Genomic DNA, 21,586 nt, shown 5'->3' with positions numbered 1-21,586 from the left:
TTGTACAAAGAAAGGAAGAAACGGCATGATTAGTGCGGCAAAGGTGCGAGGAAAAACATCATTAAAACTTTCATATGACAAATTTCTTTATAAGAAATGGCTTATCGGTATTGAAGACGAGATCAAGAAACAAATGAAAGCTTCCTTGCTAGTAACATGTATCAAATACCAACTGAGTTATGCAGAATGGCATATTGGCAATGGACATGGAAGATGTATTATGCACAAACATAGTCCAAATACATATATTATGCTACTTCAACAATTAAGAAAACTTGGATACAAAGCAAATATTCAAAGAGAAATATTGGTTGGTAGCAGAAAACCGTTGGATTTTGAAAATGATTACATTTATGTGAGTTGGTGAGTGTAAAAATGGAGAAGATCAATGAAAAATGAAAATAAAGAATTATGTAAACCTCGAAAAACGCAGAAAAATCAAGGGTTTCTCGACCATGTACTTCTGATGACAAATCAGTTTCATGTTAATGGAGCAGATGATGAACTAAATAGAATCTTGAAAATAATTTCAGACTGGCTTCCGTTTGATATAGAGAATGGACTTAAAACATCGGAATTTATTTTTTACAAACCTGTGTATCCGCACATCAGTGAGAATTTCTTCAAAGTTGCGAATTTGCTCAGAGAATATGATGTTAAGTTTAGTGCATATTCAGCGTGTGTAAAAGATAAAGATGGCGAGCCTGTATTATTCTACAAGCTGATAATTCATTTGAGAGAGGAAAAATTATGAATGTAGTTGGATTAGGTGGTGTTATCGCCGGTTTTATTAGTCTTGGTATTGCAATATGGGCAACCATGGAAATGATTAAATGTGATAAAAAACGATATGTCAGCGTATGGATTACATTCTTTTTAGGCGTGTGCATATTAATTGGAATTGTTTTGGCAATAAGTTTTTTTAGTGCAAATATATTTGAAGTCATTACAAGATTTTCACTTGCAAAATAACAGAAGGAGAATGAATAAGTGGCGGACGAAATTATTAAAGTCCTGGACGATCTAAGCCAGAGATTCGGTATTGCAGTGGACTGGTCAAGCCAGAATATGATGCCGTATTTACAGACACTAGGGAATAAGTTGGTAAACTACAAAATTACATTTGCGACCTTGTGGGTTGTACTTGGAGTGATTTGTTTAGTATTAGCATTGTTGCTCTGGAAAGATGCGAATAAATATAGTAAAGATAAACATCCTGAAGATTATTATAGAAACGGTTATGATGATCAATATTATGCAAGAATATATGTAGGTGTATGTTTTTTATTTGTTGGACTACTCTTAATTTTAATCAATGCACATACAATCATCTTAGGATTAACGTTTCCAGAAAAAATAATCTTTGAAGAAGTGAAAGATATGCTTAGAAATTATAGATAGAGGAGAACGAATGAGTGAAAGAGAAAACGTGTACAATTATCGGATTTGGAGTTTTAGGAGTAAGTACCATTGTAAGCCTGTATGTGTATTTCTGGCTGATGCTGATTAAACCGATTATGGCAGCGTGTGCAGCATTCGATGCAGGCGTGATAACCGGTAAGATGATTGGAATTGTAGTTGCAAAAGCACTTCTTGGAGGATTTCCGGCGGCATTTGTTTATATTGTTGGATATGTAGTTGCAAAAATTATCCTAGAATACGGATATAAATACGGAAAATAAGGAGAATATAGGCGTATGAACATCTTTAATGACCTTAAAAATGCACTTAAAAACGACGTTTCATGGGACATAAAATTAGGAATCGAAGCAGCATATTTCGATGTGATTCTGACTGCAAGAGATGATGATGATTATAGCGGTTCAAATGAGAGCTTCTATGAGGGCCAGAGCGAACCAACATATATTCCAATCAGATATTCGGTGGTTTCAGATGAAGTATTTGTGCTTCTGGACGAGATTATTGACGGTCAGGTGTTAGGATTTATCGCTTTGCAGACCATCCAGAAAGTGATGAAGGTTGTATACGATCACCAAGATGAGATTGATGAGCTTTGCTGTAAACTGGGTGGTATGGATAGAGAATGTCTAAGTACGATAGACAAGCTTGCTGCAATGAATGAAAAATTTGCAGAAACAATAAACACTTTGGATGAATTAGGCAAATCCATTCTAAAGAAATAAATACATAGATAATCGAGAGCATTTCGCTCAGAATTTCAGTAAAACAAAACTAAATAGAGAATAGATATATGGGTGGCACAGCATACCCTTGGGTTTTTGCACTCAAAAATCACTGTTTATATAAATTTTTACATAGATTTCCTTTTAGTTCCGCTTCAGAAATGGGGCGTTTAAATAAAGGTAGTTAATAAAAATTTTACATATTTTATTTAAGGAGGATTTGCTAACATGGCAGACGCAAAGAAAAAAGGAAGATTATTTGATTTACCAGAGACAAGAGGAGCTTTCCAGTTAAAAGGTGTTGTATCCGGTGTTAAGAAGGACACGGCCTATAAGGATCTGAAAACCAAAAGTGGTAAGGATATGCGAATTGTAAACTTCGGGGTTGGCTATGATGAGGGTTCTACGGTATTTGTTAATTTACAGGGTATGGTTCGTGACACAGTAGTATTTTCCAAGCGACCGGAGAAGAAAGGTGATAAGGCGGAGATTGTAAAAGTTCCGTGGGCTGATCGTTTTTCCTATAACCGTGAAGGCTTCAGATTAATTGGCACCAACGTTGGTGTGAAGAAGAAAGTTGACGCAGAGGGAAAAACTGTAAACGACAAGAAAGTTCTTACTGAGTTTGATGCTTGTAAGGAAATCAAGGACAATTTACAGGACGGTGCAAGCGTATTTATCCGTGGCAACCTGGATTATAGCAGCTATCAGGATGATAAGGGTAATAAGAGAACTTCTACTAGACTGGTTCCGTCTCAGATCTCACTATGTTCCGATGTTGATTTCAACGATGAAAAATTTGAGAAGCAGAATGATTTCAATCAGGTAATCATCTTTATGGGTATTGAGCAGGAAAAAGATGATAACGATAAGACAACTGGCAGATATGTTATCCTGGCAAAGATTGTTACATACAGCAATATTGAGGATGTTCAGTTCATCATTGAGGACGGTACGCTTGCGAAGAAGTTTAGACAGTCTTTAAAACCATATTACGCAATCAAGGTAAGTGGTCACATGGTAGCTTCTACTCAGACTGAGACTGTAGAGGACGATGATGATAACTGGGGCGAGGAAGATAAAATGGAGCGTGTAGCAGCGCCGACTAGAAGAGAATTTATTATCACCGGTGCAAAAGGATCTTCCATTGATAAGGAACTGTATACCGAGAAGAATGTTACAGAAGCTATTGCCAAGATTAATAGTGCCAATAGTGCAGAGGAGAAATTTGGTAAGGACTCAGGCGATGATTGGGGTAGCACAGATAGCCTTGACGATGGCGATGATGAGGCTTGGGATTAATTAACCTAATAAATAACTACATATGGGAGCGTCTTTCACGGCGTTCCTTCCTACTAAAAAGAGTATACGGAGGAATATTATTTTGAAAACAAGATCTGCAAATAAAATTCAGACTAAATTAGTAACACTGTTATATGGTGCAACCTTCAGTGGTAAGACCACACTTGGTTTACAGCTTGCCGATTTTAAGAGAAATGATGGTAAGCCATTTAGAGTTGCAGTAATCGATGCAGAGGGCGGCGGCGTAGATGATGCCGTAGATGAGCTTGGTGATAGAGGTATTGATACCAGAAATATTCATATTTTCTACACACAGAGCCTTCAGGAGTTAACCACGATCCTTGACAAGATTAAAAATCATGACACATTTTATGAATTTGATGAGGATGGTAACGAGACTGATGAGCCGATGCTTGACGCAGATGGCGAGGAGTTCTTCCCAGATGCAATCCTGATTGATGGTACTACCATTTTCAGATTAACAAGTGAACAGGGTCTATTAGAGCTTTCAAAGAAGAGAAATACTATTAAGGCTGACAAAGACGGTCTGGTAGGCGCAGAACGTTTCGTTAAGATTCAGGGTGCAGACCTTGAGTTCAAGGATTATAAAAAATTGAACTATTCCGGTCAGAATCTCGTCCTCGATCTCATGGCTATCGGCATTAACGTAGTTTTAACTGCAAGAGAAAAAGATGAGACTGTACAGAAGATGGATAAGAACGGCCAGCAGGTATCTGTTGCCACTGGTAGAAAAGTTCATGATAGCTTCAAGGGTCTTGATTACAATGTAAAGACCATTCTTCACATGTATCAGGATACCGAAACTGGACAGATTTGTGCAGAGGTAGTGAAGGACAGAACTAAGGTTCATAAGGCCGGTGATATTATCGAAGATCCGACATTACTAGATTGGCAGACTGTTATTGATAAGAATGCTGATAAGAAAGAATTTATTTTAAAGAATGACCTGGATAAAGCTGTTGAAACGGAGCAGGAAATGTATGAGAAAGAAGCTATGGAATTACATAACTCTCTGAAGGGTGATAGTAATAAGGCGGCGTCTAGCGCAGCTTCCGATGGTTCCGTTGATATTGAAGCGATCAAGCGTGCAATCATTGAGAAAAGAAATGCGTTAGCACCAGCTGACAAAAAAGCAATGAAGGGCAAGCTCGAAGAAGCAGGTCTGCCGATTTCCTATAAAGATGTTACCGACATTGATATTCTGAATAAAGTATTAGCAATGTTTGATTAATAAAAAATATAAGATTGGCTCTGATTCGTTTAATAGGCGGATCGGAGCCTTTGGAGAAAGTATGTCACGATTAGTATATGAGCGAAAATCTCAGATGATTCCTAGACCATCATGTTATTGCTGTAAGCTTCCGATGGTAATTGAAAGAAATAAGTCACATGAGGATATTTTATATTTTGATAAACATTTCTATCATCGTGATTGCTACCTTGGAATGAAGAAGATTAGAAAAAAATGCTATTGCTGTTCAGAAGAAATGGAATTAGAACAGAATGATGAAAATGTTTTATTTTATAAACAACATTATTATCACAAAAACTGTTTTGTAAATTGGTGCAATGAAAAAAAGACTGTCGCAAGAAAAAATGCTAGTGCAAATATTGAAAAATATGTTGATGCTGCCACGACAGCTGTACAAGAATTATTTGAAAAGAAAAAATGTGATAGTAGTAGTATTGCCATTCTACAGAAACAGGCAGAGAAAAGAATTTCTGATTGGTTTATTGGCTCCGATTTATGTGCGTTCATTAGAAACGAATATGACATTACAGAAGTTCCGTGGACTCGAATTAAAGAAGTTATTGATGGCACGAGCTACAGAACAGAGACTCCAATTCCAGCGGAAGATTTGCTTGATATGTGGGAGCGCAAGATAGATGTTCTGAGAAAAGCTAACCAGAAAAAGCTTTCTAAACAGGGTGCCGACGAAAAAGTAACACCAGAAATGCTCATTGGTTATGATATGACCATTCTTGTAAATAAATATAATAGCTATCTTAACTGGAAAGAAAAACAGAAGATTTTGGCAGCTGAAAAAGAACATGAGAAAACAGAGAATATTGTTTCACAGGCAATAACCCATGGTAGGCCAGTAGAAAATCATAAGGATGAATCTAAGAAATCGAATGATATTAATGATCTTTTAGACGAAATCTTTGGATAGAGGTGCATTATTGGAAAATGATCTTGAATTAAAAGACACGAATGTATCAGCAGAAATTTGTTTTGTTGGCTCATTATACAAGAAGCCGGATCTTTTTGTAAATTATCAGCCATTTATGAAAAGCAACTATGATTTCGCAGATCCAGTTACAAAGTTTCTATATGATAGTTTTGAGATATATTATTTAAAATTTTCTCAGACAGTCAATGAAACAAAAGTAAATGTGTTCATGAGTCAGAATGAAGAACGATTGCAGACATATAAACAGTACAAAGGATGGAAAACAATCCAACGCTATATGTCATTGGCTGATGAGACAGATATAAAAAACTATTATGATACGGTAAAAAAGTATTCACTTGTCAGAGAATACGGTAGGTGTGGTTATCCTGTAAACAAAATCCTTAGAAGTAAGGGCTTTGATACAATGACCGCAAACGACATTTACAGAGTTATTAGAGCCAAAGCAGATAAGATAAACACTGTTATTAACGCCGGTGAAGAAGCGGTAGAATTAACAACACAAAACTCTTCTCAAATCGATAAATATCTTGAAAAGCCAAACTTCGGCTTAAAGTTCCCATGGTCTTTGTATAATGAATTTTTCTTAGGAATGAGAGAAACAAAAGTTCTATTTGAAGGATTTTTATCTAATGAGGGTAAGACTAGAAAACTCGTTATGCTTGCAGCGTACATTGCACTTGTTCAACATAAGGATTTTTTCCTCATGAGCAACGAGATGGATGAAGAAGATTTGCGAAGTTGCTTAATTACAACGGTCATTAACAATACAGAGTTCCAGGAACTTCATGGTGTAAAAATAAACAAACCAGAGAAAGAAATTGTTCTTGGCGTTTACCATGACAACAATGGTGAAGTTATTCGAAGAAAAATTGATGATTGCGGAGTTTATATCGAAACCAATGAGGAATACATACAGAGAATCAAAGACACGTCAGATGAATATTGGAATGTAAAGAAAGTTACTGACTGGATTGATAGTGAAGACCAAGAGGGAAAAGTTCTATTCAAAGATGTAGGCGATGATTATAGCCCAGAGCGAATTGAATTTGAACTGAGAAAAGCCAAGCTTGTTCATGGCATTATCTATTATGGTTATGATACATTAAAGGGCTACAACACAGATGACTGGTCACAAATTAAGCAGTTTGCAACGAAATTGAAAGAGCTTACAAAGGAACTTCGTATGAGCGGATATGCGGTATTCCAGTTAAGTGACGATACTGTATTTACTGATGTGTTTAGTTTGAGCAGCAACAATATTGCGAACGCAAAACAGATTAAGCATGTAGCCGATATTCTTAACATTGGTAAAAAACTTCAGAAAGAAGAATATCATAAATATCTTGCTGTGCTTGATTGTGACTCATGGGGAGAACCTATTGAAGAGGGGTTAAATCTGGATAAACAGTATTTTTGTATCAAGCCAGATAAGAATCGAGCCGGAAGCAAGGATAAAATTATGCTTTTTGAGATCGATTTGAATTTAAATATCTGGAAAAATATAGGACATATTATAAAGAAACCAAAATCAAGTGATTAATCGGAGGGTGGCAGCGTGGATGTACGAGAATTAAAAAATTACATATTTGAGAATAATTATTCGGAGCAAATATTGGAGTCCATTGGTTGCCACCATATTAAATATCATGCGGTAGGAGCCTATTGGACGGCAGGTAATCCAGATGGAGACAATAGGGGTGCTATTATTTTATATAATAGTGAAGCCCTAATTTGCCTTAACAAAACACGCCAGATGATTAATGGGTCACGAACAACGGATTTAATTGACCTCGTGTGCTTTGTAAAACAAGTTAGTTTTCCAGAGGGATTGAAATATCTTTGTTCGGAAGTCGGATTGTCATATTATTATGACTTTGACGAAGATGTACCGGATAGCTTTAAGATTTTGAAACTATTGGAAGAAATGGATTCAAATGTTATTGAGGAGAAGGAAGCACCACTAAAACCAATATCGGAAGAAATTTTGCAATACTACAAACCGTATGTAAATGATTTGTTTTTAGAAGATCATATTTCATATTCAACGCAGAGAGAATTTGAAATAGGATTCGATGAGGAAACAAATAGATATACAATTCCAATTCGGTCTGAACTGGGAGATTTAGTTGGTGTAAAGGCCAGATATTTTGATCGGCATGTTCCAGACGGAATCAGTAAGTATTTATATTTGGAACCTTGTGCAAAGTCAAAAATTATATATGGCCTGTATAAAACTCTTCCTTATATAAGAAGAACTGGTGTCATTTATGTAGGTGAGTCAGAGAAATTTGTCGAACAGGCGTGGTCGTATGGTGATCAGAATGCCGGAGGTACAGGCGGTAAGGAGCTATCACAGTACCAAATTGATTTGCTTGTACGTCTTGGGGTGATGATTATATTTTGTTTTGACAAAGATGTTACTAAAGAAGAAATTGAAGCTCTGGCAAATAAATTTCCAGATGGAGTACCACTGTACTACATGTTTGATGAAGACAATATTCTTGATGAAAAACAATCACCTACCGATGATCCTGTGAAGTGGAAACAGATGAAGAAAAACAACATATACAAACTAAGATAGGAGTGTATAGGTGCAATATAGATTATATAGTAATGATTCAAATTTAGATAATGTAGTGGAAACAGTTCTGAAAAATCGTGGTGTTGGAAACCCAGAGCATTATTTAAATTTAAGTGCAGATGTAATTATTCCATATACGAAACTGAATAATATTGATAAGGCAGTAGATGTTTTCATGAGGCATTTTAATCGTGAAAATAAAATTTCTATTATTGTGGATGAGGATGTTGATGGATTTTGTTCAGCTGCAATGATGTATTTGTATATTAAAAGAATGAACAAAGATTATCCAGTTTCATACATACTTCACGGCAGAGCAAAAGCGCATGGTTTAAGCGACGATATTGAAATCTGCAAAGATACAAAATTATTAATTATTCCAGATGCAGGCACAAATGATATTGACCAGTGTGCGGAACTAAGAGAAAAAGGTATTGATGTTCTAATCCTGGATCACCATGAAGCTGAAAAAGAAAATCCGTATGCAATAATCGTAAATAATCAAACTAGCTGCAACTATCCAAATAAGGATTTTTGCGGAGCTGGTGTTGTATATAAATTCCTACAGGCACTTGATGAAGAAAATTGGAATGAATTTGCAGATGATTATTTAGACTTGTGTGCGCTTGCAAATATTAGCGATGTTATGGATATGCGTTCTTATGAAACAAGATACCTTGCAAACATCGGGTTATTAAATATTAAAAACAAAGCATTTACTGCATTAATTAAAGCGCAGGATTACAGTATGAATGGTAAAATCAATATTCACAATGTTCAGTGGAGTATTACCCCTGTTATTAATGGAATGGTACGCGTTGGCTCAAATGCAGAGAAAGATTTACTGTTCAGAGCCTTTATTGAGCAAGATGAATTTTTTGAATATAAAAAGAGAGCGACTAAGGATAAACCGGCAGAAGTAATTCAGGAAAGTATCTATGATCGTGCTGCAAGATTATGTAAAAATGCAAAGTCTCGCCAGGACAAGATGCGGGAAAAGGGTGTGCAGGCAATCTGCGAAGTTGTTGATCAGCAATTAGATGATAATAAAATTGTGGTAGCAGATGTTACAGAGTTGCTTGATGGTGGACTGACTGGCGTTGTAGCAATTAAGATTGCAGAGCAGTATAACAAACCATGTATTTTGCTCAAACGACATATGGATTTCCAAACAGGTAAAGTGGTTTATGGTGGAAGTGCAAGAAACCTTAACTATAGTCCTATTGAAAACTTAAAGGAAATTGTTAACGACACGGGAATTATTAACGGCCAGGGACACGCGAATGCATTTGGTATTGTTGATTTACCAATCGATCAGTTGGACGAGGCAATAGAAAAGCTAAATGAAGAATTAAGAGATGTTGTGTACGATGCTACATACAGAGTTGATTTCATTTTAGACATTAATAATGTAAATATTCCATTGATTGTTGAGCTTTCTCAGTTTGAGGATATTAGATGCCAGGGAATTGAAGATCCAATGCTTGCAATAGAGAATATTTCATTAACTAGAGATAGTTTTGAAATCTTTGGTAAAAACGAAGATACAATCAGCTTCTCAATAGATGGTATTAAGTATGTACAGTTCAAATGTAAGGCTGGAAATAAACTGTATGATTTTCTACAAGATGCTTGGAATGACGATGATAAAGTTACTTTTAATATTGTTGGAACACCATCTATTAATGAGTATAACGGTATTAGAACTCCACAGATTATTATCGAGGATGTTACCGTTATCGAGACAAGCGGTTCAAATAATGAAGAGGATTGGTAACTAGGAGGAAGAATGTATAGTTCATTACATAACCACGATTTTTACTCACTTCTTGATGGATATGGAAGCCCGCGAGAAATGCTAGATAGGGCAAAGGAATTAGGTTTAAAAGCTTATGCGACAACAAACCACGGAAATGCCTATGCACATATCTATTATGACCTCATTAAAAAAGAATATCCTGACATCAAAATAATTTACGGATGTGAATTATATGAATGTGATGATATTACTGTGAAAAATAAAGAAAGCAAGTATTTTCATCTTATCTGCTTAATTAGAAATGAACAGGGACGCAAGGACTTAAACAAGGCTATCACCAAAAGTAACTTTGAAGGATTTTACTTTAAGCCACGTTGTACCATTCAGGATTTAGCTCCTTACGCAGAAAATTTTGTAGTATCATCTGCGTGTCTTGCGAGTAAACTTGCCAGAGAAGAAGATTTTGAAAAATGTGTGGATTACGTACATGAATATAAAAAGATCTTTCCATACTTTTTCTTAGAGATGCAGTCTCACTCACATCAGGCACAGGAATTATATAATCAGAAAATCTTAGAACTTTCTAAAAGAACCAATACCCCATTTATTATTACAACCGATAGCCACGCTGCAACAAAAGAGGATTTGTTTTATCAGGACAAGCTTGTTCAAATTGGTAGAAAAAGTACCAACAATGATAAGAATGCTATTGAAAACAGTGAGGTGTACGAAGGTTGTTATATGCAATCTGAGCAAGAAATTCATGAATGTATGGATTCCCAGATTGGTTATGAAAATGTATGTATTGGCTTAGAGAATACGAATAAGGTTGCTGATTTAATTGAAGTGGTTAATATGCCGTTCCAGAAACCAACATTACCAACATTTCCGCTACCAGATGGATTTGAAAGCAACAATGAATTTTTATGGCACTTGATTAAAAAAGGCTGGAAAGATCGACACTTCGATAAACTACCAGAGGATCAACACAAAGTATATAAGGAACGTATTGATTACGAAATGAGTGTTATTCATTCAATGGGGTTTGATGGTTACTTCCTATATGTATGGGATTTCATCAAGGCGGCAGAGCAGCTTGACATTGAGGTTGGTAAGGGAAGGGGTAGTGCAGCAGGTTCACTTGTATGCTATTGCTGCCATATTACGGATATCGATCCTATTAAGTATGGTCTGATTTTTGAGCGTTTCCTAAACCCAGAGCGAGTAGGATTACCAGATATTGATACAGACGTAGGTGACAGAGATGCAATTATTGATTATCTGGTTAAAAAATACGGAGAAGATAGAGTATGTCAGGTTATCAACTATTCGTATATCACACCTACGGTTGCAATTACCGATGTTGGTAAGATTCTAGGGTTTAATTACAACGAGATGAAGAAGCTGTCCCAGAAATTCACTTTTGACAAATGGGACGATTGTGTTAAGGCTAATCCTAATCTATTTGCGGATAATCCACAGTATGCGGAGTTATTTGATATTGCAAAGCATTTAAGTGGACGAGTAAAAACAGTTTCAATTCATGCTGGCGGTATAGGAATTGTAGACACAACAATCAACGATTATATGCCGATGAAAATTGGAACAAACGGAGAACATGTCATTCAGGTGGACAAACACTATATTGAGGATATTGGAATTGTAAAATTCGATCTTCTTGGTGTTGCTACACTAAATCTTGTTAAGGAAATCAAAAACGATTTACATCTCGACCCATGGGATTATGACATTAATAATCCGGAGTTTGAGAACGATAGACCAACATATGAGCTTTTAGCAAGCGGGAAAACCAATGGGGTATTTCAGGTTGAGTCTGCCGGAATGAAAGATTTATTGATTCGCTTAAAACCAAAGTTATTACAGCTCGATTTTGAGGTTATTTCAGTTATCCTTGCGCTTTACAGGCCAGATAGTATGGGTGCTCTTGATGAGTATGTTGAAATGGCTACCGGCGGCGGTCGTCCACCGTCTATTCACCCAGATATGGATGCAATTTTAAAGGATACAAATTACTGCATGATTTACCAGGAACAGCTTCTTGATATTGTGAAGAAATTTGGTGGCAGAACGTATGGTGGGGCGGACTTATTCCGTAAAGCAATTGGTAAATTTTTGCCGTTTAAGGCAGTAATGTCTTAAATTATGATCGGGCAATATCGGTGAAAGCTGAGAAATTAGTGAAGATATTTTTAGGAAAGCGTTGCAATTTACTGTAAACTATGGTATCATAATAGTGGAGGTGAATAGCACATGACAAGTAAATATAACAATTACTTAAAAGATGATGAAAAAGAAAAAATTTTAAAAATGTTTGATGAAGGATACAATACAGTTGACATAGCGAAAGAGCTTGGTAGAAACGATTGTACGATAGGAAGGTTCCTAAAAAAGAATGGGTTACAAGCTGACTATAGAAAAAATGGTATTCTTAAATCAGATATTAAAGATATTTGTGAATTGTATAAATCTGGTAAATCTGCTAAAGAGATATTAGAAAAATATTCCGACAAGATTAAATGTGAAAATACAATTATAAATATCGTTGAAAGAAATGGGATTAGTGCAAGACCAAGGGGAACGCACGTAGAATTTAATGTAGATTATTTTGAAAATATTGATACAGAAGAAAAAGCATATTTTCTTGGACTGTTTTTAACAGATGGTAATGTCCATAAGGTAAAACGAAATACTCCACAGTATCGAATTCAAATAGGTTTAAAATATCAAGACGCGTATATAATTGAAAAATTTAAACAAGAAATTGGATCAGAAAATCAAATTAGTCATTATGAAAGGAATGGTAGAAATGAAGCAATATTCGGAGTTCAATCTGTAAAAATGGCTACTGATTTACAAAAATATGGAGTGTATGAAAACAAAACATTTGAAACAGAATTATGTTATAAAATTCCAGATAAATTGTTTAAACATTACATTAGAGGAATTTTTGATGGTGATGGGACAGTTTTTATTAGGAAGAGAACACAATCGTTAGCCTTTGGATTTTATGGAACACATAAGTTATTAGAACAAATTCAAGAATATTTATTTGCAGAAGCAAATATCACGAAAAATTCAATTTATGATAAATCTACAGTAAGTTTTATAATAAATTCCAAGAAGCAAGATATAATAAATTTCTATAAATTCATCTACTCAGATGCTTCAATTTATTTAGAAAGAAAGAAGCAAGTCTTTGAGAAACATTTCCAAAATAAAAATATCAATATCTAATGCGCTAATACCGAGATAACCCTGTAGATTGCGTAAGGCTACAGGGTATCGTAGAGCGTAGGTGGTGAATAAATATAATCCACCCAAGAGTGTCCGACTTCCTTGTTTTTTAAGGAAGAATATGTACGCCGACCTTATACGAAATCAAGTATAAGAACCATAGGATAAAAAGCCTGTGGGATAACATAAGTGAAAAAGATTAAAGAATTGGTGCAGAAAGAATCAGAAATTCTTAGAAATGAGATTATAGCAAATGGTTATCCAAAAGAAATCGCAGATAAAATTGCAAATGAGTTGTCTCAGAAGGGTGGGTACCTTTTTAACAAATCGCATAGTTTTTCATATGCTGTATTATGTTTTGAGACAGCCTGGTTCAAGGCGCATTATCCAACATATTTCTTTAAGGCATTATTCAATCAGAATAAGGACAAAGCCGGTGCAATTAATAAGTACATTCTTGATGCTTCTTATTTTCATGTTTCTGTTAACCCTCCGAACATCAATCATTCTGGAATGAATTTTACTGTAGATGATGGGAAGGTGTTATTTGGACTTTCTGCTATCAATGGAATTGGTGAATCTCTTTCCACGCAAATTATCAATGATAGAGAAAAGAATGGATTGTACAAATCGTTTGACGATTTAGTTGCCAGAATTCCGTTAAATAAGGCATCCGTGATTGCTCTTATTAAGTCTGGTGCGATTCCATGTAAAAGCAAGAGAGAAAAACTTATTGCGTATCTGAAGTCGCAGTATGTTCCGACAACATTCCAGGAAGTGATTTCTTTACCATCATATAAGACACTTGGAGAACAATGGCATATAGATATTGAAAAATATCGCATTCCATCAACTAGAAAGAGACCTGCATATGATAAGGAAGCACTTTTGAAAAAATACAATCAGGTCAAAAGAGAAAAGTTTAATGAAGATCAGAAAATGAGATTCCAGAAGTATATCGAAGAAAATAAAAAATACTTAGAAGATGAAGATTTCTGGGAGTTCCAGACATTGCAGATTTTTATTAAAAACAATCCATTTGATGCAGCGTACACATTCTTAACTCCATTTGATGATGTACCAGACGGAGAAAAGTGTACTCTTGTTGGCATTATCGCAAAAGTGCAGAAAAAGAAAGATAAAAATGGAAAGCAGTTTGCTTACATTAATATCTATTCAAGCTTTGGTCTTGTAGAGGGCATTGTATGGCATTCGCAATTAAAGGAATATGAGGACATTGTGAAAAAAGGGCAGCAGGTAGCAATCCTTTGCAAAAAAGATAGTGAGGAAAAAGTTATTGTGGAGAAATTAAAACCGTATGACAAATGGCTTTCCTATGTTAGAAAGAAAGGAGTAGCAGTATGATCGATGAAGATGAGATTTATGAATTTTCGGCAGTGATAACATATGAAAAATGGTACTCCGAAGATTCTACGTGGGGAGTTTTTGGTTTCTCAACCACAGACGATATCCCCAAATACACACAGCAAACTAATACTTATGATCCGTTTGGGAACAATACACAGGCGGATTCAAAATTAAAATTTAGTCAGCTCGCTGGAAAAATGCAACATTTATCAGTCGGCGGAGAATATCTTGTTAAGGCACATTATAAAAAAGATTCCAGATATGGTGATCAGTATGTTCCGATTGCTGTGTACGCATTGATTCCACAAACAAAAGAAGCGCAAATTATTTTTCTGAAATCACTCATCTCTGAGAAACAAGCGGAGACATTAATTGAAGCATATCCAAATGTTGTCAATGATGTAGCCAATGGGACACTGAAAGAGATTGATTATTCAAAAACAAAAGGTATTGCGGCGATTACATGGTCAAGAATCAAGGATAAAATCATTAATAATTATCTGATTTCTGATATCATCACCATGCTTCAACCTATTGGCGTAACGTATGCAATGATAAAAAAACTATTATCCAATGAACCAAATCCAGCATTGCTAAAACAGGAATTGGAGAAGAATCCTTATCTCTTGACCCGCATCGATGGTCTTGGATTTAAACGTGTCGATGACCTTGCTTTAAAAATGAAACCTGAGCTAATTAATTCTGCACAGCGATTAATTTCGTTTGTTCAGTATTATTTTAGAGAAATAGGAGAGCAGGACGGTCACACATGGTGTTCTGAGCAGATTCTTCGAGACGCTATCAGTAACACGGTTCCAGAATGTAACGACAAGGTAGACTGGTTGATTAACAACAATGACTTTTTACATATTGAAAATGGAAGAATTGGGTTACAAGCTTACTACAAGATTGAGATGAAAATCTATGAGTTAATAAAACAGAAAGCAGCCTTTATTACTCCGCTTCGATTTTCAGATGACGTAGTAGACCTGGCAATTAAACACGCCGAAAAAGAGCAAGGATTCAGTTATGTACCGGAGCAGATAGATGTCATCAAAAAGTGTTTAAAAAGAACTGTCAGCCTGATTACCGGAAAGGCAGGAACTGGAAAGACCTCGATTATGAGGGCTATTTTAAAGGCTTACTATGAAAATCACTATACTATTACATCATCTGCATTGTCTGCGATGGCAGCACAGAGGATTACAGAAGCTACGGATTTTCCGGCAATGACAATACATAGAACTCTTGGCTGTGTTGGTTTAAACGATTTTACATTTAATAAGGATAATACTCTTATTACTGACGTAGCATTTCTTGATGAGGGTAGTATGGTAAACGCAAGTTTGTTCTTGCATTGGTTAGAAGCTATTGCGTCTAATACACGAATCATTATCTCTGGCGACCATAAACAGTTACCGCCTATTGGATTTGGAAATGTTTTTTCTGATCTTATTGAAATGTTTGATAGTGGAGTGGTTAGTAAATTATCAAAACCAATGCGACAGGCTGAAAAATCCGGAATTCTTGTAGACGCAAACTTAATAAGAGATAATATCAATCCAATTAATGAAAAATTGCAGCCACGTTTAATCCACGGAGAATTACAGGATATGTTCTATATGTTTAGAACAAACAGGCAGTCATTATTTGATATTGCTATAAAAACATTTATGAAATCCATTAAGACAGATGGTGTTGATAATGTTGTTATCGCAGTTCCTAGAAGAAAGGGCTGTATTAATAGTACACATGATCTGAATATTGCAATTCAGGAACGGATTCTTGGTGACGAGTTGAGAAGCATTAAGGGCTACGACACAGAATATAAACTTGGTGCAAAGGTGATGCAAACTGTGAATGATTATGACAAGAATGTTTTTAATGGAGAAATAGGATATATAAGTGATATTGGAGAGCGATACGAAGATAGGAAAAAAGTAGAATATTGCACCGTCACTTACAAAGATACTCTTGGTAAAAACAAGATTGTAGATTATACGGCTAAGGAGTTAAAGAACCTTGACTTGGCATACGCAATGACAGTTCATAAATTACAGGGTGCTGGTCGTAGAACAGTTATTGGAATTATTGATAATACACACTATCAGTTGCTTGATAACTGTATGCTATATACGTTGCTGACACGAGCCAAGAAGAGATGCTTATTGTTGGCAGAGCCTAGTGCATTTTTACAGTGTATCAGAACAAGCCACAATAAACGCAATACATGGATGTCGGTTGTGGAGAATGTATAAGTGTTTAAAAACACTTGAAACATGAATTTCAAAAAATCGAAAAGAAGGTGATTGCGATGTTATTTTCTGAAGTTCAAAAACAGATTGGAACATGGGCATTTCTTGAATGTAGACCAACAGGAAAGATTATGACTAGAGAACAGTATAACTATGTTAAATATTACACTGAGCATACATCCATTGACGGTTGCCGTCTAAAAACGTTTGAAGAAGCTAAGGGTAAATATTTATGTTTGGGCAATTGGTTTGGAGGAGCTGCATTTTATTTTCACTTAAAAGACGAACCAGAAGGCATTTGGAAACATCGTATTGTTGACAAAGTTGGCGCAGTAGTTGGGTATTCCAAGTATTATGAAGATTTTTCTTATGGACAATTTGGAAAAATTGAATTTACCGAGCGAGAAATGGAGAAATAGTCTATGAGTTTTGGAACATCTAAGTTAATGGTACAAGGAATTATTGGTGGATTTCTGCGTATGGGAGTATCAGTAGAAAAATTAGATTTAGATAGTGAGATTTTGTATCTTAAAATTCCAGAGAAATCTTATGATTATGATGATTCTCAAACAGTTAAATGTGCACAGGATTTAGCTTGTAGAATTAAAGAAACCTGGATCGGTCTAGGAATCTTTTCAAAAAATTGCACAGTTAAATACAAAACATACGATGTGTACTGGACAAAGGAAATGGGAGAAAAGAATTATCAAGAGAATAAGTATAAGGTAACGAACTTAATTCTATAGTTTGCGTAGAGAGGAGAATTTATATTTATGAAGAGACAGATTAGACGTGGCGTTTTCGAGACTAATTCATCTAGTTGTCATTCGCTGACAATGTGTATGGCATCAGATTATGATAGATGGGAAAAAGATCATTTATATCTATTTGATGGGTCTGATTATAGATATCCAAAAGGTAATAAACCAATTACTGGTCATTTTTATACAAGAAAAGAAGCTATTGATTTCATGAATGTTAATACTTGGTTTAATAAACAAATCGATTGGACAATGAAGTTAGAAGAGATCGAAGATATTTTACATGATTGGAGATGGTATGACTATCGTTATTATTGGGATGAGTATTGCGATGACTATGAAACATTTGAGGCAAGAACCGTTACACCAAACGGAGATGAAGTAGTTGCCTTCGGTTATTACGGTTGCAACTAACTAAAAAGGAGAAATATAAGAATGGAATTATTAGGAAGATATAAGAATGGAAACTACTCGGTTGTTTTACTGTCGGATGGAACCAAAATCAGAGAAACAAATGATGATGAATTTATTCCGGCGTTTTCAGAAAATATGGATATCAAGATTTGTAATCGTTGTTCTGCTGGCTGCAAATTCTGCCATGAAGGAAGTACGCCAGACGGAAAGCTCGGAGACATTCTGAATGAAAAATTCATGGATACTCTTCATCCGTATCAGGAAGTCGCAATCGGCGGCGGTAACGTCTTAGAGCATCCTGACTTAATTCCATTCTTAGAAAAGCTCAAAGAGCGTAAAGTGATTGCCAATATCACTGTTAATCAGATTCATTTTGAGCAGAGGCAGGAACTTATCAGAAGAATGGCTGATGATAAACTAATTTACGGTCTTGGTGTTTCTCTTGTAAATCCAACAGATGAATTTATTGAACTGGTTAAGCAGCATCCAAACGCGGTGATTCATGTAATTAACGGCGTTGTGACGGATGATCAACTTCATGCGTTAGAGAATAATAATCTGAAAATGCTGATTCTTGGATACAAACATCTGCGTAGAGGTAATGATTATTTTGTACAGGAAGAGGAGAAAATTACCGCAAATCAGAGATTCTTATACGATTATCTGCCGGAACTTATCCCAAAGTTCAAAGTAGTCAGCTTCGATAATCTTGCCATTGAGCAACTTGATTGCAAACGGCTTATGAGCCAGAAAGAGTGGGACGAGTTCTATATGGGCGATGATTCAGAATTTACATATTACATTGATATGGTGGAACGCAAATTTGCTAAGAGTTCAACCGCCCCAATTGACAAACGATATGATTTATTTGATTCGGTTGATGATATGTTTGAGAGAATTAGAAAAAGATAAAAGAATTTTTTCATCGGGTTAGAAAAGGAGAATATATGGACAAGGTTTATATCGTAACATCAGGAGCATATTCAGATTACCATATTGATGCTGTTTTTATTAATGAAGAAAAAGCAAAAGCGTATTGCGAATGCCATACCGATCGTCGGATTGAGGAGTATGGACTTAGTGATAATGATATCTATACTCCGTTTAATATTGTTGAAATTACTTACCATTTGAATCCTATTTATGTTGCAGATTTAGAACCAAAATTTGAGTTTGAGAAATTAAATCTTGAAGAATATGGAAATTGTGACAAGAATTCTGACGAAGTTCAACTGACTGGTGGCGACGATAGAATCATTTTACAGAGAAGACTTCCAGATATATACGACGAAAAAGAGATTCGCCGCAAATATACAAAGGCGTTGTATGACTTGAAAGCTGAAATCAAATATATGTTATCACAGCAGGATACAAGCACATATGAAAAGAGAAAAGAAGCGGAGAATAACATCTTAGAAGCAATCAAAGATAAATTCGGCATTGAGAAGGAGTGATTCTAACGACAAAGCAAGAGATGTTGGATTACTTATTATTAACTGGTTTATTTGGTAGAGGAACTAAGCAGCATCCTTACTCCGGATTATTTTACGAAGAAATGATGATTGACTCTGATAAAACGGTTCCAATCAGCGAATTAGTAGAAAGATTTATCACTATTGATCAGGAATACAACGGACGACCATGGAACCTGTTGCAGATTTTATCCAATATCAACATGATTGTTCCGGTGGAAGATAGAGTTGAGGAGAATGAATGAGTCTAATAGACAAATGGAGAATTAAATTAAGAAAATGGTTATTCCAAGAGGAAATAAAAGATATTGAATATATTAAAGACGGTATTAATAGTGCAATAGCGCGATATGAACGAAGTAATAATGCATTAATAGTTGCGAAAAACAAATATGAAGATTCGAGTCATTTAATGAACCAATTCCGCAATTTCTTAGAATCAATGTTGGATGTAGGCATGGATGTTGGCTATCTTTCAGAGGAACATTCATGGGCGGTTGTGTGCATCAAAGGTAAGCCGGAATATGTAAAGTTCATTCCACTTCAACATCAGAATGTACAGGAATTATTGCATTTTCTAAGACGCTTCCAATGTTCAAACAAAGTGATTGATTCGCCTCTTGGTTTTAAAGATATGTTGTTGCATCAAATTATGAAAAATCCATTCAAGTAAGGAGAATATATAAATGCCAATTAAAACAACAAAATACGGTGATCCAGCAACTTTTATATACAGTGCGAAATTCACAGGTTATTATCGGATTCCAAAATCAGAACCAATTATACTTGATCGAATTCATATTTTTCATACTGTAAATGGAGAAAATAAAGAAGAGTGTGATTTTGAAATTAAGAGACAAAATGGAGAATGGATTATTGTACCAGATGTTTCAAAAATTGATTTGAATCACAGCATGGATTTTGTCATATTCATGTCAAAAGTCCTTGTGCATGTAACAACGATAACAACAGAATTTTAAAAGAAAAGGAGAGTGTACACTATGTCAGCATTTGATGAGAAGAAATTACAGGAAATGTTCCAGGAAGAGGAGAGAATTTGGCAGGAAACTTTACAGAAAGCCGAGCAGGTCGACGAATCTGATGTTCATACCATGCTTTACTGCCGGGAAAACGACTCAATGTACTTCAATGAGGAAGATTTTTGGGAGGATTATTCTGAAAACTCTGATGATTTTGATGAATTACCTACGCAATTATGGGCAACTCAGGAAACGAGCATTTCATCCGTAAAAAATGCTGATTTTGACCTCGATTTTGACGGTTCTGCGCGTGTTTTTGGCGAAAAAGTGTACATTCCAGCGTATAAACAGTACGTTTTGATTGATTGGGAAGCCTATGATGAATGGAATGAGGAATGATTATGGAATACAGAATTAATAGAATTGCACATTCAGGTACTTACGGTGATCGCGGTATAGATAGAACAGAAGATGTATACCTACAGAAAATCGGGAGAACTGTTGACTTGGAAATGGATTTTATCAAGCCGGGACTTCCATTATTTGTAAAGTATATCAAGAATACTGACGGGTCAGATATGATCGGCAAAGCTCTTAGGACAAGTTATGTTGTTTCCGTTTGTACTTTCGAGAATATTGTAAGAGTGGAAACTAGGAATAGTATTTTCGAGTTTGAGAGGGTGAGAGAATAATTATGTTTGTTAAGGATGGGATTTCTTTTAATAAGGGCGGCATTTCAGTTTATAAAAACGACGAACTGATTTGTTCGTTTCCAAATACAAGGATGACTGTGAATCGTTTTCCAAGTGCTAAAGAATCTAAACAGAAAGCTATGGATTGTATTTTTACAGAAGAAAGTTCCAATGTCGAAGGTGAGATTCTTGCAATTAGACTCAGCATTGAGAAAGCAAGCATTAATCAGAAATTTGCAATTCTCTGGGAGAATGATATTAGTGACAATAATAAGAAATTGCTTATGAGTCTTGGATATAAACTTTTAGAGGTAGACACATACGAAAAGAATAGACACCGTTGGGTGATTTATTGGAACTAATACATAGGAAGTGAGTGACGCA

General features: G+C 35.5%; 27 protein-coding genes. All 27 read left to right on the top strand.

Annotation, left to right across the window (positions count from 1 at the left end):
* The first annotated feature begins 25 nt into the window (after positions 1-25).
* The gene (locus tag DWZ40_RS08460) at positions 26-367 is read left to right on the top strand and encodes a hypothetical protein (protein ID WP_118542614.1); all 342 of its coding nucleotides are present in this window, start codon (positions 26-28) and stop codon (positions 365-367) included.
* Positions 368-388: 21 nt separating this feature from the next.
* Positions 389-754: a hypothetical protein gene (locus tag DWZ40_RS08455; RefSeq protein WP_118542613.1), complete on the top strand. Its 366-nt coding sequence runs from the start codon at positions 389-391 to the stop codon at positions 752-754.
* Positions 751-972 carry a hypothetical protein gene (locus DWZ40_RS08450; protein ID WP_118542612.1) on the top strand — a complete coding sequence of 74 codons (222 nt, stop codon included), beginning with the start codon at positions 751-753 and terminating at the stop codon, positions 970-972. Before DWZ40_RS08455 ends, DWZ40_RS08450 begins: the two co-directional genes overlap by 4 nt.
* An 18-nt stretch (positions 973-990) precedes the next feature.
* Positions 991-1,401, top strand: coding sequence for a hypothetical protein (locus DWZ40_RS08445; protein WP_118542611.1), 411 nt, complete (start codon positions 991-993; stop codon positions 1,399-1,401).
* Between the two features lie 14 nt (positions 1,402-1,415).
* A complete protein-coding gene (locus DWZ40_RS08440) occupies positions 1,416-1,682 on the top strand; it encodes a hypothetical protein (protein ID WP_118542610.1) in 267 nt (88 codons plus the stop codon).
* A gap of 15 nt (positions 1,683-1,697) precedes the next feature.
* A complete protein-coding gene (locus DWZ40_RS08435) occupies positions 1,698-2,144 on the top strand; it encodes a hypothetical protein (protein ID WP_118542609.1) in 447 nt (148 codons plus the stop codon).
* Positions 2,145-2,372: 228 nt separating this feature from the next.
* Positions 2,373-3,446 carry a single-stranded DNA-binding protein gene (locus DWZ40_RS08430; RefSeq protein ID WP_118542607.1) on the top strand — a complete coding sequence of 358 codons (1,074 nt, stop codon included), beginning with the start codon at positions 2,373-2,375 and terminating at the stop codon, positions 3,444-3,446.
* A gap of 82 nt (positions 3,447-3,528) precedes the next feature.
* A complete protein-coding gene (locus tag DWZ40_RS08425; RefSeq protein ID WP_118542605.1) occupies positions 3,529-4,698 on the top strand; it encodes a hypothetical protein in 1,170 nt (389 codons plus the stop codon).
* A 133-nt stretch (positions 4,699-4,831) separates the two neighbouring features.
* The gene (locus DWZ40_RS08420) at positions 4,832-5,641 is read left to right on the top strand and encodes a hypothetical protein (protein WP_147354160.1); all 810 of its coding nucleotides are present in this window, start codon (positions 4,832-4,834) and stop codon (positions 5,639-5,641) included.
* Positions 5,642-5,651: 10 nt separating this feature from the next.
* Positions 5,652-7,205, top strand: a complete 1,554-nt coding sequence (locus tag DWZ40_RS08415; protein WP_118542601.1) for a hypothetical protein — start codon at positions 5,652-5,654, stop codon at positions 7,203-7,205.
* Positions 7,206-7,220: 15 nt separating this feature from the next.
* A complete protein-coding gene (locus DWZ40_RS08410) occupies positions 7,221-8,246 on the top strand; it encodes a DNA primase (protein WP_118542599.1) in 1,026 nt (341 codons plus the stop codon).
* A gap of 10 nt (positions 8,247-8,256) precedes the next feature.
* Positions 8,257-10,023, top strand: coding sequence for a DHH family phosphoesterase (locus DWZ40_RS08405; protein ID WP_118542597.1), 1,767 nt, complete (start codon positions 8,257-8,259; stop codon positions 10,021-10,023).
* A 12-nt stretch (positions 10,024-10,035) separates the two neighbouring features.
* The gene (dnaE, locus tag DWZ40_RS08400) at positions 10,036-12,165 is read left to right on the top strand and encodes a DNA polymerase III subunit alpha (protein WP_118542595.1); all 2,130 of its coding nucleotides are present in this window, start codon (positions 10,036-10,038) and stop codon (positions 12,163-12,165) included.
* A gap of 111 nt (positions 12,166-12,276) precedes the next feature.
* Positions 12,277-13,260: a helix-turn-helix domain-containing protein gene (locus tag DWZ40_RS08395; protein ID WP_118542593.1), complete on the top strand. Its 984-nt coding sequence runs from the start codon at positions 12,277-12,279 to the stop codon at positions 13,258-13,260.
* 189 nt (positions 13,261-13,449) lie between these two features.
* Positions 13,450-14,625 (top strand): hypothetical protein, encoded by a 1,176-nt coding sequence (locus DWZ40_RS08390; protein WP_118542591.1) that lies wholly within the window; start codon positions 13,450-13,452, stop codon positions 14,623-14,625.
* Positions 14,622-16,886, top strand: a complete 2,265-nt coding sequence (locus DWZ40_RS08385) for an AAA family ATPase (RefSeq protein ID WP_118542589.1) — start codon at positions 14,622-14,624, stop codon at positions 16,884-16,886. Before DWZ40_RS08390 ends, DWZ40_RS08385 begins: the two co-directional genes overlap by 4 nt.
* A 14-nt stretch (positions 16,887-16,900) precedes the next feature.
* On the top strand, positions 16,901-17,302 hold the full coding sequence (locus DWZ40_RS08380; protein ID WP_118542587.1) for a hypothetical protein: 402 nt from the start codon (positions 16,901-16,903) through the stop codon (positions 17,300-17,302).
* A 3-nt stretch (positions 17,303-17,305) separates the two neighbouring features.
* The gene (locus DWZ40_RS08375; protein WP_118542585.1) at positions 17,306-17,629 is read left to right on the top strand and encodes a hypothetical protein; all 324 of its coding nucleotides are present in this window, start codon (positions 17,306-17,308) and stop codon (positions 17,627-17,629) included.
* A 27-nt stretch (positions 17,630-17,656) separates the two neighbouring features.
* Entirely contained in the window at positions 17,657-18,058 is a 402-nt protein-coding gene (locus tag DWZ40_RS08370) for a hypothetical protein (protein ID WP_118542583.1), read from the top strand.
* 21 nt (positions 18,059-18,079) lie between these two features.
* Positions 18,080-18,970, top strand: a complete 891-nt coding sequence (locus DWZ40_RS08365) for a radical SAM protein (protein ID WP_118542581.1) — start codon at positions 18,080-18,082, stop codon at positions 18,968-18,970.
* A gap of 35 nt (positions 18,971-19,005) precedes the next feature.
* Complete coding sequence (locus DWZ40_RS08360; RefSeq protein WP_118542579.1) at positions 19,006-19,512, top strand: hypothetical protein; 507 nt, start codon at positions 19,006-19,008, stop codon at positions 19,510-19,512.
* A gap of 23 nt (positions 19,513-19,535) precedes the next feature.
* A complete protein-coding gene (locus DWZ40_RS08355; RefSeq protein WP_147354159.1) occupies positions 19,536-19,775 on the top strand; it encodes a hypothetical protein in 240 nt (79 codons plus the stop codon).
* Positions 19,772-20,203 (top strand): hypothetical protein, encoded by a 432-nt coding sequence (locus DWZ40_RS08350; protein ID WP_118542575.1) that lies wholly within the window; start codon positions 19,772-19,774, stop codon positions 20,201-20,203. Before DWZ40_RS08355 ends, DWZ40_RS08350 begins: the two co-directional genes overlap by 4 nt.
* Positions 20,204-20,216: 13 nt before the next feature.
* Complete coding sequence (locus DWZ40_RS08345; protein WP_118542573.1) at positions 20,217-20,510, top strand: hypothetical protein; 294 nt, start codon at positions 20,217-20,219, stop codon at positions 20,508-20,510.
* A 21-nt stretch (positions 20,511-20,531) separates the two neighbouring features.
* Positions 20,532-20,909 carry a hypothetical protein gene (locus DWZ40_RS08340; protein WP_118542571.1) on the top strand — a complete coding sequence of 126 codons (378 nt, stop codon included), beginning with the start codon at positions 20,532-20,534 and terminating at the stop codon, positions 20,907-20,909.
* A 2-nt stretch (positions 20,910-20,911) separates the two neighbouring features.
* Positions 20,912-21,202, top strand: a complete 291-nt coding sequence (locus DWZ40_RS08335) for a hypothetical protein (protein ID WP_118542569.1) — start codon at positions 20,912-20,914, stop codon at positions 21,200-21,202.
* 2 nt (positions 21,203-21,204) lie between these two features.
* The gene (locus DWZ40_RS08330) at positions 21,205-21,564 is read left to right on the top strand and encodes a hypothetical protein (RefSeq protein WP_118542567.1); all 360 of its coding nucleotides are present in this window, start codon (positions 21,205-21,207) and stop codon (positions 21,562-21,564) included.
* Positions 21,565-21,586: the final 22 nt, after the last annotated feature.

The organism is Clostridium sp. AF32-12BH, from assembly GCF_003477935.1.
In the GTDB taxonomy this organism is placed as follows: Bacteria; Bacillota; Clostridia; order Lachnospirales; family Lachnospiraceae; genus Brotaphodocola.
Note: the sequence above shows the minus strand (reverse complement) of the source record. Positions and strands in the feature narration are given on the sequence as shown.

Excerpts from the sequence above, each read along its gene's own strand:
- DWZ40_RS08385 (WP_118542589.1), top strand. The coding sequence starts at position 14,622 with ATGATCGATGAAGATGAGATTTATGAATTTTCGGCAGTGATAACATAT.
- DWZ40_RS08330 (WP_118542567.1), top strand. The coding sequence starts at position 21,205 with ATGTTTGTTAAGGATGGGATTTCTTTTAATAAGGGCGGCATTTCAGTT.
- DWZ40_RS08395 (WP_118542593.1), top strand. The coding sequence starts at position 12,277 with ATGACAAGTAAATATAACAATTACTTAAAAGATGATGAAAAAGAAAAA.
- DWZ40_RS08345 (WP_118542573.1), top strand. The coding sequence starts at position 20,217 with ATGCCAATTAAAACAACAAAATACGGTGATCCAGCAACTTTTATATAC.
- DWZ40_RS08335 (WP_118542569.1), top strand. The coding sequence starts at position 20,912 with ATGGAATACAGAATTAATAGAATTGCACATTCAGGTACTTACGGTGAT.
- dnaE (WP_118542595.1), top strand. The coding sequence starts at position 10,036 with ATGTATAGTTCATTACATAACCACGATTTTTACTCACTTCTTGATGGA.
- DWZ40_RS08365 (WP_118542581.1), top strand. The coding sequence starts at position 18,080 with ATGGAATTATTAGGAAGATATAAGAATGGAAACTACTCGGTTGTTTTA.
- DWZ40_RS08460 (WP_118542614.1), top strand. The coding sequence starts at position 26 with ATGATTAGTGCGGCAAAGGTGCGAGGAAAAACATCATTAAAACTTTCA.
- DWZ40_RS08430 (WP_118542607.1), top strand. The coding sequence starts at position 2,373 with ATGGCAGACGCAAAGAAAAAAGGAAGATTATTTGATTTACCAGAGACA.
- DWZ40_RS08435 (WP_118542609.1), top strand. The coding sequence starts at position 1,698 with ATGAACATCTTTAATGACCTTAAAAATGCACTTAAAAACGACGTTTCA.
- DWZ40_RS08455 (WP_118542613.1), top strand. The coding sequence starts at position 389 with ATGAAAAATGAAAATAAAGAATTATGTAAACCTCGAAAAACGCAGAAA.
- DWZ40_RS08350 (WP_118542575.1), top strand. The coding sequence starts at position 19,772 with ATGAGTCTAATAGACAAATGGAGAATTAAATTAAGAAAATGGTTATTC.
- DWZ40_RS08450 (WP_118542612.1), top strand. The coding sequence starts at position 751 with ATGAATGTAGTTGGATTAGGTGGTGTTATCGCCGGTTTTATTAGTCTT.
- DWZ40_RS08375 (WP_118542585.1), top strand. The coding sequence starts at position 17,306 with ATGAGTTTTGGAACATCTAAGTTAATGGTACAAGGAATTATTGGTGGA.
- DWZ40_RS08370 (WP_118542583.1), top strand. The coding sequence starts at position 17,657 with ATGAAGAGACAGATTAGACGTGGCGTTTTCGAGACTAATTCATCTAGT.
- DWZ40_RS08360 (WP_118542579.1), top strand. The coding sequence starts at position 19,006 with ATGGACAAGGTTTATATCGTAACATCAGGAGCATATTCAGATTACCAT.
- DWZ40_RS08340 (WP_118542571.1), top strand. The coding sequence starts at position 20,532 with ATGTCAGCATTTGATGAGAAGAAATTACAGGAAATGTTCCAGGAAGAG.
- DWZ40_RS08420 (WP_147354160.1), top strand. The coding sequence starts at position 4,832 with ATGGTAATTGAAAGAAATAAGTCACATGAGGATATTTTATATTTTGAT.